This is a genomic window from Asanoa siamensis (assembly GCF_016862555.1).
Lineage (GTDB): Bacteria > Actinomycetota > Actinomycetes > Mycobacteriales > Micromonosporaceae > Asanoa > Asanoa siamensis.
This window is the reverse complement of sequence record NZ_BONE01000002.1, coordinates 15,981-30,901: the sequence shown is the minus strand read 5'-3', so window position 1 is coordinate 30,901 and position 14,921 is coordinate 15,981. Positions and strand designations below refer to the sequence as shown.

At 72.7% G+C, this 14,921-nt stretch carries 18 protein-coding genes; 11 read left to right on the top strand and 7 right to left on the bottom strand.

The window, feature by feature from the left end; translation table 11 throughout:
- The first annotated feature begins 2 nt into the window (after nt 1–2).
- From Asi02nite_RS01590 to Asi02nite_RS01580, 3 genes are all read left to right on the top strand, one after another.
- On the top strand, nt 3–683 hold the full coding sequence (locus Asi02nite_RS01590; RefSeq protein WP_203710274.1) for a hypothetical protein: 681 nt from the start codon (nt 3–5) through the stop codon (nt 681–683).
- Between the two features lie 66 nt (nt 684–749).
- Nucleotides 750–1,388 carry a tyrosine-protein phosphatase gene (locus Asi02nite_RS01585; protein ID WP_203710273.1) on the top strand — a complete coding sequence of 213 codons (639 nt, stop codon included), beginning with the start codon at nt 750–752 and terminating at the stop codon, nt 1,386–1,388.
- A gap of 10 nt (nt 1,389–1,398) precedes the next feature.
- The gene (locus Asi02nite_RS01580; RefSeq protein WP_203710272.1) at nt 1,399–1,884 is read left to right on the top strand and encodes a hypothetical protein; all 486 of its coding nucleotides are present in this window, start codon (nt 1,399–1,401) and stop codon (nt 1,882–1,884) included.
- A 67-nt stretch (nt 1,885–1,951) separates the two neighbouring features.
- Here Asi02nite_RS01580 and Asi02nite_RS01575 read toward each other — a convergent pair whose 3' ends face one another.
- Together Asi02nite_RS01575 and Asi02nite_RS01570 are read right to left on the bottom strand one after the other, a co-directional pair.
- Entirely contained in the window at nt 1,952–2,512 is a 561-nt protein-coding gene (locus Asi02nite_RS01575) for a TetR family transcriptional regulator (protein WP_203710271.1), read from the bottom strand.
- The gene (locus Asi02nite_RS01570; protein ID WP_203710269.1) at nt 2,509–2,940 is read right to left on the bottom strand and encodes an SRPBCC family protein; all 432 of its coding nucleotides are present in this window, start codon (nt 2,938–2,940) and stop codon (nt 2,509–2,511) included. Before Asi02nite_RS01570 ends, Asi02nite_RS01575 begins: the two co-directional genes overlap by 4 nt.
- A gap of 44 nt (nt 2,941–2,984) precedes the next feature.
- Between Asi02nite_RS01570 and rnhA the strand changes: the two genes are divergently transcribed.
- Entirely contained in the window at nt 2,985–3,437 is a 453-nt protein-coding gene (rnhA, locus tag Asi02nite_RS01565) for a ribonuclease HI (protein ID WP_203710267.1), read from the top strand.
- A gap of 44 nt (nt 3,438–3,481) precedes the next feature.
- Here the strand turns inward: rnhA and Asi02nite_RS01560 are convergent, their stop codons facing one another.
- Both Asi02nite_RS01560 and Asi02nite_RS01555 read right to left on the bottom strand, forming a co-directional pair.
- A complete protein-coding gene (locus tag Asi02nite_RS01560; protein WP_239126399.1) occupies nt 3,482–4,318 on the bottom strand; it encodes an alpha/beta fold hydrolase in 837 nt (278 codons plus the stop codon).
- 89 nt (nt 4,319–4,407) lie between these two features.
- Nucleotides 4,408–4,572 (bottom strand): hypothetical protein, encoded by a 165-nt coding sequence (locus tag Asi02nite_RS01555; protein WP_203710264.1) that lies wholly within the window; start codon nt 4,570–4,572, stop codon nt 4,408–4,410.
- 202 nt (nt 4,573–4,774) lie between these two features.
- Here Asi02nite_RS01555 and Asi02nite_RS01550 point away from each other — a divergent pair, with 202 nt between their 5' ends.
- On the top strand, nt 4,775–5,314 hold the full coding sequence (locus Asi02nite_RS01550) for a snapalysin family zinc-dependent metalloprotease (protein ID WP_203710263.1): 540 nt from the start codon (nt 4,775–4,777) through the stop codon (nt 5,312–5,314).
- Between the two features lie 4 nt (nt 5,315–5,318).
- Here Asi02nite_RS01550 and Asi02nite_RS01545 read toward each other — a convergent pair whose 3' ends face one another.
- Together Asi02nite_RS01545 and Asi02nite_RS01540 are read right to left on the bottom strand one after the other, a co-directional pair.
- Entirely contained in the window at nt 5,319–6,179 is an 861-nt protein-coding gene (locus Asi02nite_RS01545) for an ABC transporter ATP-binding protein (protein ID WP_203710262.1), read from the bottom strand.
- Nucleotides 6,176–7,093, bottom strand: a complete 918-nt coding sequence (locus Asi02nite_RS01540; RefSeq protein ID WP_203710261.1) for a TIGR03560 family F420-dependent LLM class oxidoreductase — start codon at nt 7,091–7,093, stop codon at nt 6,176–6,178. Before Asi02nite_RS01540 ends, Asi02nite_RS01545 begins: the two co-directional genes overlap by 4 nt.
- Before the next feature lie 138 nt (nt 7,094–7,231).
- Here Asi02nite_RS01540 and Asi02nite_RS01535 point away from each other — a divergent pair, with 138 nt between their 5' ends.
- Nucleotides 7,232–8,269: an ABC transporter substrate-binding protein gene (locus tag Asi02nite_RS01535; protein WP_203710260.1), complete on the top strand. Its 1,038-nt coding sequence runs from the start codon at nt 7,232–7,234 to the stop codon at nt 8,267–8,269.
- Nucleotides 8,270–8,321: 52 nt separating this feature from the next.
- Nucleotides 8,322–9,089 carry an ABC transporter permease gene (locus Asi02nite_RS01530; protein WP_203710259.1) on the top strand — a complete coding sequence of 256 codons (768 nt, stop codon included), beginning with the start codon at nt 8,322–8,324 and terminating at the stop codon, nt 9,087–9,089.
- Here the strand turns inward: Asi02nite_RS01530 and Asi02nite_RS01525 are convergent.
- Nucleotides 9,086–10,279 carry an ABC transporter substrate-binding protein gene (locus Asi02nite_RS01525; protein WP_239126398.1) on the bottom strand — a complete coding sequence of 398 codons (1,194 nt, stop codon included), beginning with the start codon at nt 10,277–10,279 and terminating at the stop codon, nt 9,086–9,088. The genes Asi02nite_RS01530 and Asi02nite_RS01525 overlap by 4 nt on opposite strands.
- 398 nt (nt 10,280–10,677) lie before the next feature.
- On the opposite strand from Asi02nite_RS01525, the gene Asi02nite_RS01520 reads away from it, so the two are divergent.
- Genes Asi02nite_RS01520 through Asi02nite_RS01505 form a run of 4 tightly spaced genes read left to right on the top strand, consistent with a single transcriptional unit; the run spans nt 10,678 to nt 14,918 of the window.
- On the top strand, nt 10,678–13,491 hold the full coding sequence (locus Asi02nite_RS01520; RefSeq protein WP_203710256.1) for a sensor histidine kinase: 2,814 nt from the start codon (nt 10,678–10,680) through the stop codon (nt 13,489–13,491).
- Nucleotides 13,488–13,904 (top strand): roadblock/LC7 domain-containing protein, encoded by a 417-nt coding sequence (locus Asi02nite_RS01515; protein ID WP_203710255.1) that lies wholly within the window; start codon nt 13,488–13,490, stop codon nt 13,902–13,904. The genes Asi02nite_RS01520 and Asi02nite_RS01515 overlap by 4 nt, the downstream gene beginning before the upstream one ends.
- 59 nt (nt 13,905–13,963) lie before the next feature.
- Entirely contained in the window at nt 13,964–14,329 is a 366-nt protein-coding gene (locus Asi02nite_RS01510) for a DUF742 domain-containing protein (RefSeq protein WP_203710254.1), read from the top strand.
- A complete protein-coding gene (locus Asi02nite_RS01505) occupies nt 14,310–14,918 on the top strand; it encodes a GTP-binding protein (protein ID WP_203710253.1) in 609 nt (202 codons plus the stop codon). The genes Asi02nite_RS01510 and Asi02nite_RS01505 overlap by 20 nt, the downstream gene beginning before the upstream one ends.
- Nucleotides 14,919–14,921: the final 3 nt, after the last annotated feature.

Genomic DNA, 14,921 nt, shown 5'->3' with positions numbered 1-14,921 from the left:
ACATGTCGAAGACAGTGCGGCACATACTGGCGGCGGCCCTGCTCGCGGTGACCGTCGGCGCGCTCGCCGCGCCGGGCCCGGCCCAGGCCGGGGGCTGGGCGGCGACCGTGCTGGAGCCCATGCCGGCCAAGCTGACGGCCGGCCAGACCTACACCGTCGGGATGTGGGTCCTGCAGCACGGGTTCCATCCGCACCAGGGCAAGCTCGACGAGGTCGCCCTGCGGCTGACCGACAGGTCGGGCAAGGAGACGAAGTTCGCGGCCGTGCCGCTCGCGGAGCCGGCGCACTACGCGGTGTCCGTCGTGCTGCCGCATGACGGGCCGTTCACCGTCACCGGCATCCAGGGCTGGTTCCCGGCGTACGAGGTCGGCACGATCAGCGCGAATCGCGGGCTCGAGCAGTTGCCCACCGTGGTCGCGCTGACGAAGGAGCACCTGGCCGAGTACTGGCCCGGCGCGGTCAAGCCGCCGCTGCTGCCCGTCGACGAGCGGCGCGATCCGTTCGCGGCGGTCGTGGCACCCCCGGCCGACGCCCCGGTGGCAGAACAAATCGTGGAGGCGCAGCCGGTCGCCAGTCGCTCCTCGACGGGCGTCACGCCGTGGCTGGCCGGCGTGGCCGCCGTCGTCCTGGTCGGGTCGCTCCTCGTCGGCCGGCGCCGGCTGGTCGCGGCGCGCCGCACGTAACCGGGTCGCGGGCGTTCCCTCCCGTGGGGCACCATGTGGATCCGCCCACGGGAGGGAACGGCGCTCATGATTCTCGACTGGCCCGACTGCACCAACGTGCGCGACCTCGGCGGCCTCACCACGGCCGGCGGGCGGCGGGTCCGGTCCGAGGCGCTGCTCCGCTCCGACAGCCCGCACCGGCTGACCGCGCCGGCGATCGCCGCCATCCGGGCCGGTGGCCTGCGCCGGATCGTCGACCTGCGCTGGACGGCTGAGTGCGTCCAGCGGCCGAGCCCGTTCGAGGGTGACCCGATCTACGCGCACCGGCCGCTGTTGGGCGACGACGACTACGAGATCCTGCCCGACAGCTACGTCGCGATGCTCGAATACAACCGCCCCCAGATCGGCGCGGCCTTCCGGGCGGTCGCGGACGCCCCGCCCGGCGGGGTGCTGGTGCACTGCCTGGAGGGCAAGGACCGCACCGGCGTGCTGGTCGCCCTCCTCCTGCTGGTCGCGGGCGTGCCCGACGACCAGATCGCCGACGACTACGCGCTGACCACCGGCGTCGACCGGGCCTACATGGTCAACACACTGACCTACCTGCACGACGCGTACGGGGACGTCTCGACCTACCTGGCCGAGTGCGACGTCGACGCGGCCCACCTCGAGGCCGTGCGATCCCGGCTGCTGGAGCAACCGGCTGCCGGCGGCCCGGCCGGGCGGTAGCGTTTCCGGCATGGAGTCCGCAGCCGCCCTGACCGGTGCTTTCCTCGTCGGCGTCGCCTCGGGCGGGCGGAGCGCGACGGGTCTGGCGGCGGTCGCGCTGACGACCCGCCCGGGCACACCCGCCGCGGTGCTCGACCGTGCGGCCAGCACCCCCGGCCGGGCCCTGCTCAGCGCGGGCGCGGCGGTGGAACTGGTGATCGACAAGCTGCCGAGCACCCCGAGCCGGCTGTCCCCACCGAACCTCGCCGGTCGGCTCGTCGCCGGCGCGGCGGGCGGTGCCGCCCTGGCGTTGCGGGCCCGCTCGCACCCGGGGCTGGGCGCGCTGTGCGGGGCGGCGGGCGCGGTCGCGGGCAGCTATGCGGGCGCGCTGTGGCGCCGGTGGGCGGGCACCGACAAGGTCAACGCCGTCACGGCCGCGATCGCCGAGGACCTCCTCACGGTCGCGACGGCGGTGGCCGCCTGCACCATCGCGCCCCAACGCCCGACCTCCGCCTAGGCCGCCCCGGCCGCCGGCGGCGGGCGGCGCACGCGCCGCCAGCCCACAGTCGCCGGCCAGGGCGCCCTCAGCCCCGCAGGTCCGCGCGGGCCAACTCGCCGAACAGCTCCATCGCCGCGTCCACCTCGGCCCGCTCCCCGCTCATCAGCAGGTCGAGTCCCAGCCCGCGGGTGACCGCCAGGCCGAGCCGGGCGTACGCGCGGGCGCGCGCCGCGTCGGCGCCCGCCCGCCGAAACAGCTCCGCCAGCGGCTCCTCCCACGCGCGGATCACCGACGCGCGGAACGCGGCCGTCCACTCGCGACCGTAGAGCGCCTGCACGTAGACCTCGAAGAACAGCCGCTGCGCCGGCAGGACGTCCGGCCCCGTGAGCTGCGCCCAGAAGGCCGGCGAGGCGGCGAACACATCGGACTCGCCGGCCGCGAGCGTCGCGAGGAGCGCCCGCTGCGCGGCCTCCATCCGGGCCACCACCTCGGCCAGCAACCCGTCCCGCGAGCCGAAGTGGTAGATCAGCATCCGGTGGCTGGTGCCCGCCTCGGCCGCGATCTCGCGCAGGCTCAACTGGCTGAACCCGTGCCGGCGGACCACCTCGAAACACCGGTCGAGCAGCGCGTCGCGGGCGGCGCTCACGGGCGGGCGGCCGCTTCGCTCGCGGCCTTCAGGCCGGCCACCTCCAGCGCCAGGTAGCGCCGGTTGCGCCGGCCCGACAGCAGGTTGAGCACCCCGGCGAGCGGGCCCGTCTGGTGCAGCTCGAGCGTGATCCGGGTGCCGCCCCCGGCGGTGGTGCCGATCAGGTGGCGGCCGACCGTCCGTACCCCCGGCGAGTGGTTCGTCCACGAGAACTCGGCCTCGTCGACGAACGTGGTGACCTCCCAGACCAGCGGCGGCATGCCGGGCTGCTTGATCCGCGCCCGGCTGCCGAGCCGCAACGGGCCCTCGTCGAGCCGTTCCACCGACGTCATCGACCGCGTCCAGCGTGGCCAGTCGGTCACGTCGCGCAACACCGCCCAGGCCGAAGCGAGATCGGCGTGGGCGTCGGTGCTCGTCGTCAGCATCATGTACCAGATGGTACAACCGGAAAGGCATCACGTAGGGTGCCCGCATGACCGTGGACATCTGGACGGACGGCGCCTGCAGCGGCAACCCGGGACCGGGCGGTTGGGGCGCGGTGCTGCGCTTCGGCACGGTCGAGAAGGAGATCTGCGGCGGCGAGGCGACCGCGACGACCAACAACCGGATGGAGCTCATGGCGCCGATCAGCGCGCTGGAGAGCCTGACCCGCCCGGTGACGGTCCGGCTGCACACCGACAGCGTGTACGTGCGGGACGGCATCACGAAGTGGCTGCCCCGCTGGAAGGCCAACGGCTGGCAGACCGCGGCGAAGACCCCGGTCAAGAACGTCGACCTGTGGCAGCGACTGGAGGCGGCGCTCGCGCCGCACGAGGTGAGCTGGCACTGGGTCAAGGGCCACTCCGGCCACCCGGAGAACGAGCGCGCCGACCGCCTGGCCGCCCGCGGCCTGCAGGAGGCGCGCGAGGGCGCGGCCGCCCGCTGACACCGCGGCCGCCGACCCGACGAGGGCCGGCGGCCGCACCCGTGTCAGCTCTTCTTGACCGCCTCGGCGATGACCGCGGCCACCTCGTCGGGGTGCGTGATCAGCGACAGGTGGCCGGCGTCGACCTCGGTGACCGCCGAGCCCGCCCGCTCCGCCATCGCGCGCTGCCGGTCGGCCGGGATCACCTTGTCCGCGGTGCCCAGCACGTACCAGGACCGGATGCTCTTCCAGGTGGCCGCCGGACCGGACTCCTGGTTGCTCGCGCTCGCCGCGAGCGGCCGCTGCGTCGCCCAGAGCGCCCGCGCCTGCTCGAACGGCACCCCCTCGGCGAAGCCGGTGAGGAAGACCGACTCCTTCAGGTAGAGGTCGGCGTCGCCCTTCGGTGCACCCGGGTACGGCACGAAGTCGAAGACCCCGGCCGGGTCGCCGGCCAGGATCGAGTCGTCGCCGACCAGCGGTGCGACCTTCTCGCCCTCGTCCGGCACGAAAGCGTCCACATAGACCAGGCCGCGCACGTTGTCGTTGCGCACGTTGCTGATGACGGCGCCGCCGTACGAGTGTCCGACCAGGACGATCGGGCCGGCGATCGTGGCGAGGAAGTCCGCGGTGGTCTCAGCGTCGCCGGCCAGGCTGCGCAACGGGTTCGGGGGCACCCGCACCGTGTAGCCGGCCGCCTGCAGGCGGGTGGTGACGGCGTTCCAGGACGAGCCGTCGGCCCACGCGCCGTGCACCAGGACGATCGTCGGCCGAAGCTGGTAGGCGTCCTCCGCCGGCACGGGGCGGGCGACGGCGGCACCGGCGGGCAGCGTCAGCGCCGCGAGCGCGACCAGCACGAACAGCAGCGGGCAGCGCCGCCGCAGGGCGACCAGGTATCTCTTCAACAAGGCCTCCATGGGTGATGGGTCCGGACACCGGCCCGCATTCAATAACGCGGCTTATGACCGAAATGTCACGCACCCGGCGGCCCGCCTCACCAGCTCGCGTCGACCGCCCACTCCATGACCGGCGCCACCGGCACCGGCGACCAGTCCGCCATCACGGGCATCTTCCCGAGCACACCGCCGGCGGTCATCCCGAGCAGGGCCAGCAGCAGCAGGCCGGCCGCCCGGATGCCCACTGTGGATCGTCCGCCCATCGTCGTCGCTCCCCCATAGCCGCGAATCCTTCGCTTATCACTGTCCCGGTCGGGCGGGTGCCGGGTCACTGCCGCAGGTACCCCAACCCGGGGTAGTGCCTGCCATACCATCCCGCCGCGGTAGGTGCCCGCCGGGATCTCCAACTGATCGATGATTCTCGATAGGCTGGCCTCCCTTCGACTCCCACGAGGAGGCACCCCGATGTCCCTACGCCGCAGACTCTCCACCCTCGCCCTCGTCGCGGCCGCGCTGGTCGGCGTGCAACTGGCGTCCGTCGGCGTGGCCCAGGCCGCGGTCCGGGTGCTCTACTACGACGTCAGCCAGGCGCAGGAGTTCCAGCAGGTGGCCCGGCAGGGCGCGACCAACTGGAACAGCCGGGTGAGCAACGTGCGCCTGGAGCCGGTGCCCAGCGGCCGCACGCCCAACATCCGGGTCTACGCGGACAACGGCTGGCCCCGTGCCTACACGCAGTCACTCGGCAACGGCTACTGGATCATGGGCCGGCAGGCGGTCAACCAGGGCTACTACCAGCCGCGCATCTCCACACACGAGTTCGGCCACCTGCTCGGCCTGCCGGACCGCCGCACGGGTCTGTGCAGCGACCTGATGTCGGGCAGCAGCGCGCCCGTCTCGTGCACCAACGCCTTCCCCAACAGCCGCGAAGCGTCCGAAGTGAACAACCGTTTCGCGTCGCTGACGTCCGTGCCGGCACGCGAGTTCGTCTGGCAACCGGCGGCATAGAAGATCAGGCTTGCCCGGGTCCGTCGGGGGCACGACCGTCGCTCCCGCCGGACACCGGGCCGGGCCCTGGGGGGCCCGTCCCTGCCAGGTCCGCGGTGGCAAGACCGGAACCCGGGTGGCGGAGCAGCTCGTGCAGCTCGGCGCGGGTCTTGGCGACCTGGTCGAGGTCGGCGGTGCGGCCCAGCGACCGTGGTCGCGGGATGTCGATGTCGACGATCTCCTGGATCTGGCCCGGGCGCGGGGTCAGCACCACGACCCGGTCCGCCAGCAGCACCGCCTCGTCGATCGAGTGGGTGACGAACATGATCGTCGCCCGGTTCTCCATGTGGATCCGCTGCAGCTCCGTCGAGAGGTCCTCGCGCGTCAGGGCGTCCAACGCCGAGAACGGCTCGTCCATCAGCATCACCCGCGGGCCCGTCAGCAGCGAGCGGCACAGGGCCACCCGCTGTTGCATGCCGCCCGACAGCTCGTGCGGCAGCCGTTTCTCGAAGCCCGCCAGGCCGACCATCTCCAGCAGCCCGAGTGCCCGCGCCCGCAACGACGACCGGCCCAGCCTGAAGATCTCCGCCGGGAGCAGCACATTGTCCAAGACCGAGCGCCAGGGCAGCAGGGCCGGGCGTTGGAACAGCATCGCGATGTCGCGCCGCGCCCGCGTGACCCGTTCGCCGGCCACCTGGATCTCGCCCAGCGTCGGCCGCAGCAGGCCCGCCACCAGGCGCAGCAGCGTGGACTTGCCGCAGCCCGACCGGCCGAGCACCGCGACGAATTCGCCCTCCTCGATCTTCAGGTCGATGTCGCGCAGCGCCTCGACCGTGCCCGCCCGGCCACCGGCGAACACCTGCGACACACCGAAGAGCTGGATCATCCGGTCACCTGCGGCATGACCTCGCTCGCGATCAGGTCGAGATGGTCGTGGTCGGCCAGGTCCGCGATCCGCAGGTAGGCCCGCTCCGCGCCGAGCGCCGCGAACTGGCCGAGGTAGTCGACCACCTCGTCGACCGAGCCGTAGCAACCCGACGCGGCGGCCCGCACCGGCGGTCGCAGCACCGCCGCCCGGCGCTCCCACTCCGCCGCGGAACGGCCACAGGCGACCGACACGCAGACCGAGCGCGTCACCGACCGGCCCGACCGCGCCGCCTCGACGTCGAGCCGGCCGAACAGCTCCTTGGTGTCCGCCGGGCTCGCGAACTGCACGTTGTACTCGTCGGCGAAGCGGGCCGCCAGCCGCGGCGTGCGGCGCGGGCCCTTGCCGCCGACGATCAGCGGCGGGCGCGGCCGCTGGGTCGCCCGCAGCGCCGGCGCGCCGACCAGGGTGTAGTGCGAACCCGCGTACGAGAACGAGTCACCGGCGGGCGTGCCCCACAGTCCCGTCACGATCGCCAACTGCTCGGCCAACCGCTCGAACCGCTCGCCCACCGGCGGCAGCGGGAGACCGTACGCGCGATGTTCCGGCTCGTACCACCCGGTGCCGAGCCCCAACTCGACCCGCCCGCCGCTCATCTGGTCGACCTGGCTCACCGTCACCGCGAGTGCGCCCGGAGAACGGAACGTCGCCGCGGTCATCAGCGACCCGAGCCGGATCCGGCTGGTGTCGCGGGCCAGCCCCGCCAGGGTCGTCCACACGTCGGTCGGCGTCGGGTCGGGCGGGCCGCCCAGCGGCAGGTAGTGGTCGGGCCGGAAGAAGCCGTCGAAGCCGCAGGCCGCCGCGTGTCGCGCGAGGCCCGCGATGTCGGCGTAGCTGGTGCCGCCCTTGGTGGAGGCGAAGATCCGGAGACGCATCGACGGTAGGTTATCCCTTTCCTGCCCGGAACGGATAGGTGTGCGGGCTGTCCCGATCGCCGGGTTTCCCCTAGGGTGGTGCGTCGTCCCATCCCCAATGAGTGTCAATACCTCGATGCATCGAAGGGACCACCCGTCATGAGAACCCTCCGCGCAGTAGCGGCCGTGGGCATCGCAGCGCTGATGCTGTCCACGGCCGCCTGCTCCGGCTCCGAGGACAAAGCGCCCGCCAGCAACACCCAGAACGCCGCCGCCGGCCCGCTGGAGAAGGTCACGTACATGAGCGGCTTCGGCCTCTTCGGCCGTGAGTCCTATGTCTACGCCGCGATCGACAAGGGCTACTTCAAGGAGGCCGGCCTCGAGGTCGACGTCAAGCCGGGCCTGGGCACCAACCCCAACCTCAAGGCGCTGAGCTCGGGCACGGTCCAGTACGCGTCCATCGACCTCACGGGCGCGTTCCTGGAGTACGGGCGCCAGGGCGGCATCAACGACTTCACCATCGTCGGCGCTGTGCAGCAGCGGTCGCTGACGGCCCTCATGGCGTTGGAGGAGAGCGGCATCAGCACGCCGCGCGACCTGGAGAACAAGACGATCGGCGCCCAGCCCGGCTCGGTCAACCAGGTGCTGTTCCCGACGTACGCGCGGCTCGCGGGCATCGACGCCACGAAGGTGAAGTTCCAGAACGTCGCGCCGCAGCAGCAGCCGCAACTGCTCGCCTCGAAGCAGGTCGACGTGATCACCCAGTTCCCGGTCGGCAAGCCGGGCGTCGAACGGGCCGCCGGCGGCAAGAAGGCCGTCGTGCTCCCGTACACCGATGTGATCACGGACCTGTTCGGCGGTGCGATCGGGGTGTCCAAGAAGACCGCGCAGGAGAAGCCCGACCAGGTCAAGCGGTTCATGACCGCGCTGCTCAAGGGCCTCGCCGACACGATCGGCAACCCGCAGGAGGCGGGGCAGATCTACGCCAAGTTCGAGAAGACCCAGCCCGCACCGGTCGCCGCGGCCGAGATGACGCTGATGCGGCCGTACGTGGACCTCGGCTCCGGTCTCGGCCAGATCGACCAGGCCCGGGCCGCCCGCAGCATCGCGATCCTGCAGGGCGCGGGCGCGATCCCGGACGGCCTCAAGCCCGAGGACGTCATCTCGTTCAACCTGATCCCGAAGCCGACCGCCTGACCGACCGTCGGGAGCGGCCCCCGCGGCCGCTCCCGACCACAGTGGAGGTTCGATGACCCTGCGCGCGCGGGTGTTCGCCGTCGCCCTGCCCGTGGTCGGCACGGTGGCCGCCGTGGGGCTCTGGTGGCTGGCCGTGGTCGCCTTCGAGATCCAGCCCTACCTCGTGCCGACGCCGCTCGAGGTGTTCCGGGTGTTCGGCGAGATGCCCGGCGACCTGTTCGCCGAGGCGCAGGTGACCCTCTGGGAGACCCTGGCCGGCTACGGCATCTCGGTGGTCGCCGGTGTGCTGATCGGCGCCCTGATCGCCGGCTCGCGGACGGTCGAGCGGGCCGTCTACCCGATGCTGGTGGCGCTCAACGCGGCGCCGAAGGTGGCGATCGTCCCGCTGCTGATCGTCTGGTTCGGCTTCGACAGCGCGCCGAAGATCGTGATGGCCGTGCTGTTCTGCTTCTTCCCGATCACCCTGGCGACGGCGGCCGGGCTGCGCAGCACGCCGGCCGACCTGGTCGAGCTGACCCGGTCGCTCGACGCGTCCCGGGTGCAGACGTTCGTGAAGATCCGCTTCCCGGCCGCGATGCCGCAGGTGTTCGTGGGCCTCAAGGTGGCGCTGCCGCTGGCCGTGGTCGGCGCGGTCGTGGGCGAGCTGTTCGCCGCCGACGCCGGCCTGGGCTACCTGATCAGCTCGTCCGGCGGCAGCGGCAACACGGCGCTCGCGTTCGCCTGCGTCGCCCTGCTCTCGCTGATGAGCATCGTCCTGTTCTACGCCCTGGTGAGCCTGGAGCGGGTGGTCCTTCCCTGGGTGAGGGAAACGACCGCCTAGCCCGCCAGGCGCCAGCGGCCGCCGCGGGCCACCAGCATCGTGAGCGACTGGCGCATCAGGCCCGAGTGGTTGTCCGGGGTCAGCCGGATCGCGCCCGAGAGACCGTCCATCTGCGCCATCTCGAGCTGGTCCCGGATCGCGGACCGGTCGGGCTTCGCCGGGTCCGCGCCGGCCCGCACCGCCGCGTCGGTGACCAACTGCAGCGCGTCGGCCGCGAACGAGGCGATCCCGTGGTAGCTGCCCCACCTGGCGGTGTAGTCGCTGAACCACTGCTTGCGCGCCGCCTTCGCCGGCGTCGTGGCGATCACGTCGTCGATCACCATCGTCTGCGTGAACACCATCGTGCTGCCGTCCGGCGTCCGCCCGACACCGCCGCCGAGGAACAGGTCACCGGCCGCGGCGGCGTCGAAGAACAGCCGGCCGCGGTAGTCCTCCTCGGCCAGCGCGGACGCCACCAGCGCGGCCTGCTCGGCCCCCGTCCAGACCAGCAGCCCGTCCGGCGCGGCCGAGGCCAGCCGTTCGACGGCGCCGTCGAGGTCGTCGGCGGTGGGCTTGACCGTCGCCTTGGCCGCGAGCCGCAGCCCGACCTTGCCCAGCTCCCGGTCGAGCGCCGCCGCTCCCTCCGCGCCGTAGCCGTCGCTGGTGTGCAGCAGGCCGAGCTTGCGCAGGCCCGGCGTACGGCGAAGTTCCGCGGCCAGCGCGGCCGCGTTGTCGTTGGCGTTCGGCCCGACCTTGAACAGGAACCGGCGCTCGGCCACCGGGCTGGCCACCGCGCCCGCCGCAGCCAGCGAGATGGCCGGGATGGCCCGCTCGTCGAGCGTCTTCGCGGCGTTCAGGGCACACTGGTCGCAGGCGCCCATGATGATCGCGCTGACCGCCCGCTCGGCGGCGAACTCCTGCACGTTGCGCAGGCTCTCCGCCGCGTCGGAGCGGTTGTCCTTGATCCGCAGCTCGATCGGGCGCCCACCCGTCAGCCCCGAACCGTTGAGCTGGTCGACCCGCAGCTCCAGCGCGCGCCGGAAGGCCTGCCCGGTGTTGGCGCCGGAGCCGGACAGCTCGAGGTCGGCGGCCACCACGATCGGACCGGTCGGCGCGGCAGCGGCGGCATCGTCGCCGTCGCCGCAGCCGGCCAGTGTCACGGCGAGTGCGGTCGCGGCGACGGCAGCGACCGCGCGGGCCTGGAAACGCACGGGATTCCTCCTCGACAGGCGTTCCTCAGTGGAGAGACGAGGACCGACAGCGGTCGGCAAGCGTTGAGAAACCTTGCCAAGCCCGTCCCCAGAGGTCAAGGACGAAGAATTTCCATATCTCAGTGTCTCAATATTCGAGAACGCGGTCCGCACAATGGACATTACTTTTCGTGTCCAAGCCGACACGGAGATTGCGACCGGCCAGCTCAGCGCGCTGTCCGAATGGACAGCTTCCGGCGCCGACCGACCGATCCGCACCGACCGACCGTTTAGGCACCGCATAACCCTTCCGTACATCGGCCAACTCTGATGAAATCGCCGCCGTGCCGCGTGAGCCGCGGGGGCGCCGTGACGACCGGTGGCGGACCCGCCACGTAACCCACCACGGAGGCGATGGCGTGAGCGCCGGACGGATGACGCTGTCCTCGGGCAGCCCGGGCGCGTCGAGCCTGGAGCGACGGGGTTTCCCGCGCCTGGCCGACGCGCGCATCCGCTCGAAGCTCGGCCTGCTGCTGCTGGTGCCGTTGGTCGCCGTCGTCGCGCTCGCGGCGGTCCGGCTGGTCGACGTCTCCCGCGAGGCCTCCGAGGCGACGCTGATCCGCTCCCTGAGCGAGCTCTCCATCGACGTCTCGGCGTTGACGCAGAGCCTGCACAAGGAGCGGATGGCGGCCGCCGCGTTCCTGGCCACGCCGGAGGCCCAGGCCGAGCCCTACAACCTGCGGGTACGCGCCACCGACGCGCTCGCGACGACCTACACCGCCCGCCGGGCCAACCTCCCCGACCTCCCCGGGACGGTGCGGGACCGGCTCGCCGCGATCGACGGCCACCTGGCCGGCCTCGCCGCCATCCGCGAGGAGACGCTGGCCCGCGGCCAGATGTCGGTCGCCGAGGCCGTCCTGCGCTACGGCGTCGTCCTCGACGACCTGGTCGCGTACGGCGAGGCCCTCGGTCAGGTCTCCGGCGAGGGCGACCTGGCCGAGAGCCTGCGCGCGATGGCGGCGTTCGCCCGCGCCAAGGCCGCCACCGCCGAGGAGGAGGCGGTCGTCTTCTTCGCGCTCTCCTCGGGCGGCCTGAGCCAGGAGCAGTTCCCCGCGTTCGTCGCCACGCTGACCAGCCAGCAGGAGGCGTTCGTCGCCTTCGCGGCATCGGCCTCGGCGGCGCAGCAGGCCACGGTCGACCGCACGGTCACGGGCGACGCCTCGCTGCTCGCCGACCAGATCTCGGCCCAGCTCACCCGCTCGGTCGGCGAGCCGGCACCGTTCCCGGCCGCCGTCGGCAGCCCGGCCATCGGCGCGGTCAACGACCTGATGCGTTACTCCGAGACCAACCTCGAGCGTGACCTGCTCGGCCAGGCCGACACCGCGCGCGGCGCCGCAGTCCGGCAGGCGACGATCGAGGGCACGCTCGTGCTGACGGTGCTGCTGCTGGCGCTGCTGCTGGCCATCGTGATCGCCCGGTCGCTCAACCGGTCGCTGTTCCGGCTGCGGGACGGCGCGCTGACCGTGGCCAACCACGGTCTCCCCGAAGCCGTCGGCCGGCTCCGCGAGCTCGAGAAGGTCGGCGAGGGCGGCGTCGAGGAGATCGTCAACGGGGTGCGCGACCCGATCAAGCTGACCAACCGCGACGAGGTCGGCGAGGTCGCCGCCGCGTTCAACGTGGTGCACCGGGAAGCCGTCCGGATCGCGGCCGAACAGGCCGCGCTGCGCACCAGCGTCTCGGCGATGTTCCTGACGCTGGCCCGGCGCAGCCAGACGCTGGTCGACCGGATCATCGGCGAGCTCGACGCGATCGAACGCGGCGAGGAGGACCCGAAGCGGTTGGCCAAGCTGTTCGTGCTCGACCACCTGGCCACCCGGATGCGCCGCAACGACGAGAACCTGCTGGTGCTGGCCGGCGCCGACACCGCACCGCCGCGGGGCGAGGACGCGCTGCTGATCGACGCGCTGCGCGCCGCGCAGTCCGAAGTGGAGTTCTACAACCGGATCGAGTTCGGCACCGTCGACTCCGACGTGTCGGTGACCGCCCGCGCCGTCAACGACGTCGTGCGGATCGTCTCCGAGCTGCTCGACAACGCCACCCGGTTCTCGCCGCCGCACACGGTGGTGGTGGCCGACGCCCGCCGGGTCCGGGACTACGTCGTGGTGCAGATCGAGGACCGCGGGCTCGGCCTCGACGACGACCAGCTCGAGGTGCTCAACGCGCGGCTGCGGGCGCCGTCGCCGGTCGACGTGTCGGCGTTCCGGCTGATGGGCCTCGCGGTCGTGGCCCGGCTGGCGGCCCGCTACCGGATCCTCGTCGAGCTGCGCCGCACCCTCGACCAGGGCACGGTCGCCCTGGTGACGCTGCCCGCCGAGATCGTGGTGGTGCCGCTGCACGCGGGCCGTCCGCCGACCCTGCTGCCCCGCAAGCGGGTGCCGGCGGGGGGCGAGGTGGGCACGCTCGCGGCCGGCAACGGCCACGTGCCGGGTGGCAGCGCCTGGGCCAACCGCGCGTCGGCCACGACGCTGGCCGAGCCGCCCGTCCGGCTGGACGTCCCGCCGCCCCCACGTCCCGTGCCGGCCGCGCCCAACACCGTGCCGGCCCCGCCCAGCACCGAGCCCGCCCTGCTCGCGGAGCCCAGCCGGGAGGCGACCACCGAGATGCCGATCTTCCGCGAGATGGAGGCCGTCTGGTTCCAGTCGCACGGGCACACCTCGACCCAGATCATGCAGGTCCCCGACGGCTACCTCCCGTCGCCGGCGGCCGGCACCACAGCGGCACCACCGCCGCCCCGGCCCGCACCACCGCCACCCCGCCCGGCGCCGCCACCCCGCCCGGCGCCATCGCCATCGCCACCGCCCACGCCGCCCACGCCGCCGTTGCCGCCGGCCGCCGCCGTGCCGCCGCCCGCGCCCACCCCACCCCCGGTCCCGGCCCAGGCAGGCCCGGCAACGGCCGCACGGGCCGACGACCTCTGGCGCACCGCGGCGGACGAGGGCTGGGAGCGGGCCGGCAGGGCCGCCGCGCCGGCGACCGACGGCACGACGCGGTCGGGCCTGCCGAAGCGGGTGCCGCAGGCCCAACTCGTGCCCGGCGGTGTGGAGACCCCACAGCCGCAGGGCGTCAAGCGTGCGCCGGAGGAGGTCCGCGGGCTGCTCTCCGCGTACCACCGCGGTGTGCAGCGCGGCCGCACGGCCGGCGCCGAGCTCGACCAACGCGAGGAGAACCGATGAACAAGGCACCGACCATGCAGGACATGGCCTGGTTGCTGGACAACTTCGCCGACAGCGTCGCGGGCATCGCGCACGTGGTGGCGGTGTCCGCCGACGGTCTCCTGCTCGCCTCGTCGCGGGACCTGCCGGCCGACCGGGCCGACCAGCTCGCCGCGATCACCTCGGGCGTGGTCAGCCTGACCACCGGTGCCGCGCGGATGTTCGACGGCGGCAACGTGCTGCAGAACGTGATCGAGATGCACAGCGGATACCTGTTCCTGATGACCATCGGCGACGGTTCCGCGATGGCCGTGCTCGCCGCGCGCAACAGCGACGTCGGGCAGGTCGGCTACGAGATGGCCCTGCTGGTCGAGCGGGTCGGCAAGGCCCTGTCCCCGGAACGCCGCGAGGCGGCGCTGGGCCGCCGGTCCTGAACAGTCCATCATGGAACAGAACGTGCCGCCCCCGCACAGCAGTGAGGAGGTAACCGCGGATGGAGCCGCCGCACGGCGATCCACGGGGCGCCCTGGTGCGCCCCTACGCGGTTACCCGCGGCCGCACCGAACCCTCCCGGCACATCGCCCTCGAGGCCGTGCTGACGGCCAGCGAACGGGCCGTCGCCGAGGCCAGGTTCGCGGGCCACGACAAGTACCGCATCGCGCAGATCTGCCAGTCCGCGCCCCAGTCGCTGGCCGAGATCGCCGCGTACACCCGCCTCCCGCTCGGCGTCGCCCGGGTGATCGTGGCCGACATGGTCGGCGAGGGACTGCTGACGCTGCACAGCGCCGCACCCGCCCAGCGCTATGAGGAACGGATGGAACTGTTGGAGAGGGTGCTGAGTGGACTACGCAGGCTATGACCGCGAGCGGGGCATCGTCTCGGCGAAGATCGTCATCGCCGGCGGCTTCGGGGTGGGCAAGACGACGCTGGTCGGCGCGGTCTCCGAGATCACCCCGCTGACCACCGAGGCGCTGCTGACGACGGCCGGGGCGGGCATCGACGACCGCTCGAAGGTGCCCGGCAAGGAGACCACCACGGTGGCGATGGACTTCGGCCGGATCACGATGGCCGAGGACCTGATCCTTTACCTGTTCGGCACGCCCGGTCAGACCCGGTTCTGGTTCATGTGGGACGAGCTCGTCCGCGGTGCGGTCGGCGCGGTGGTGCTGGTCGACACCCGCCGCATCACCGACGCGTTCGCACCGCTCGACTATTTCGAGCGCCAGAACCTGCCCTATCTGGTGGCCCTCAACTGTTTCGAGGGCGCCCGCACCTACGAGGTCGACGAGGTGCGCGAGGCGCTGGCCATCCCGCCGGACGTCCCGCTGCTGATGACCGACGCCCGCCGCCGTGACGCGGTCAAGGAGACGCTCATCGAGGTCGTCGAGCACGCGATGCGCGCGCTGCGCGAGGAATATGGCCGCGGCTCCCCGACACCTGTCGCATGAGCC

Coding starts and splice junctions, on each gene's coding strand:
- Asi02nite_RS01585 (WP_203710273.1), top strand. CDS start 750: ATGATTCTCGACTGGCCCGACTGCACCAACGTGCGCGACCTCGGCGGC.
- Asi02nite_RS01555 (WP_203710264.1), bottom strand. CDS start 4,572: ATGGGCGGACGATCCACAGTGGGCATCCGGGCGGCCGGCCTGCTGCTG.
- Asi02nite_RS01530 (WP_203710259.1), top strand. CDS start 8,322: ATGACCCTGCGCGCGCGGGTGTTCGCCGTCGCCCTGCCCGTGGTCGGC.
- Asi02nite_RS01515 (WP_203710255.1), top strand. CDS start 13,488: ATGAACAAGGCACCGACCATGCAGGACATGGCCTGGTTGCTGGACAAC.
- rnhA (WP_203710267.1), top strand. CDS start 2,985: ATGACCGTGGACATCTGGACGGACGGCGCCTGCAGCGGCAACCCGGGA.
- Asi02nite_RS01580 (WP_203710272.1), top strand. CDS start 1,399: ATGGAGTCCGCAGCCGCCCTGACCGGTGCTTTCCTCGTCGGCGTCGCC.
- Asi02nite_RS01590 (WP_203710274.1), top strand. CDS start 3: ATGTCGAAGACAGTGCGGCACATACTGGCGGCGGCCCTGCTCGCGGTG.
- Asi02nite_RS01535 (WP_203710260.1), top strand. CDS start 7,232: ATGAGAACCCTCCGCGCAGTAGCGGCCGTGGGCATCGCAGCGCTGATG.
- Asi02nite_RS01510 (WP_203710254.1), top strand. CDS start 13,964: ATGGAGCCGCCGCACGGCGATCCACGGGGCGCCCTGGTGCGCCCCTAC.
- Asi02nite_RS01540 (WP_203710261.1), bottom strand. CDS start 7,093: ATGCGTCTCCGGATCTTCGCCTCCACCAAGGGCGGCACCAGCTACGCC.
- Asi02nite_RS01545 (WP_203710262.1), bottom strand. CDS start 6,179: ATGATCCAGCTCTTCGGTGTGTCGCAGGTGTTCGCCGGTGGCCGGGCG.
- Asi02nite_RS01550 (WP_203710263.1), top strand. CDS start 4,775: ATGTCCCTACGCCGCAGACTCTCCACCCTCGCCCTCGTCGCGGCCGCG.
- Asi02nite_RS01570 (WP_203710269.1), bottom strand. CDS start 2,940: ATGATGCTGACGACGAGCACCGACGCCCACGCCGATCTCGCTTCGGCC.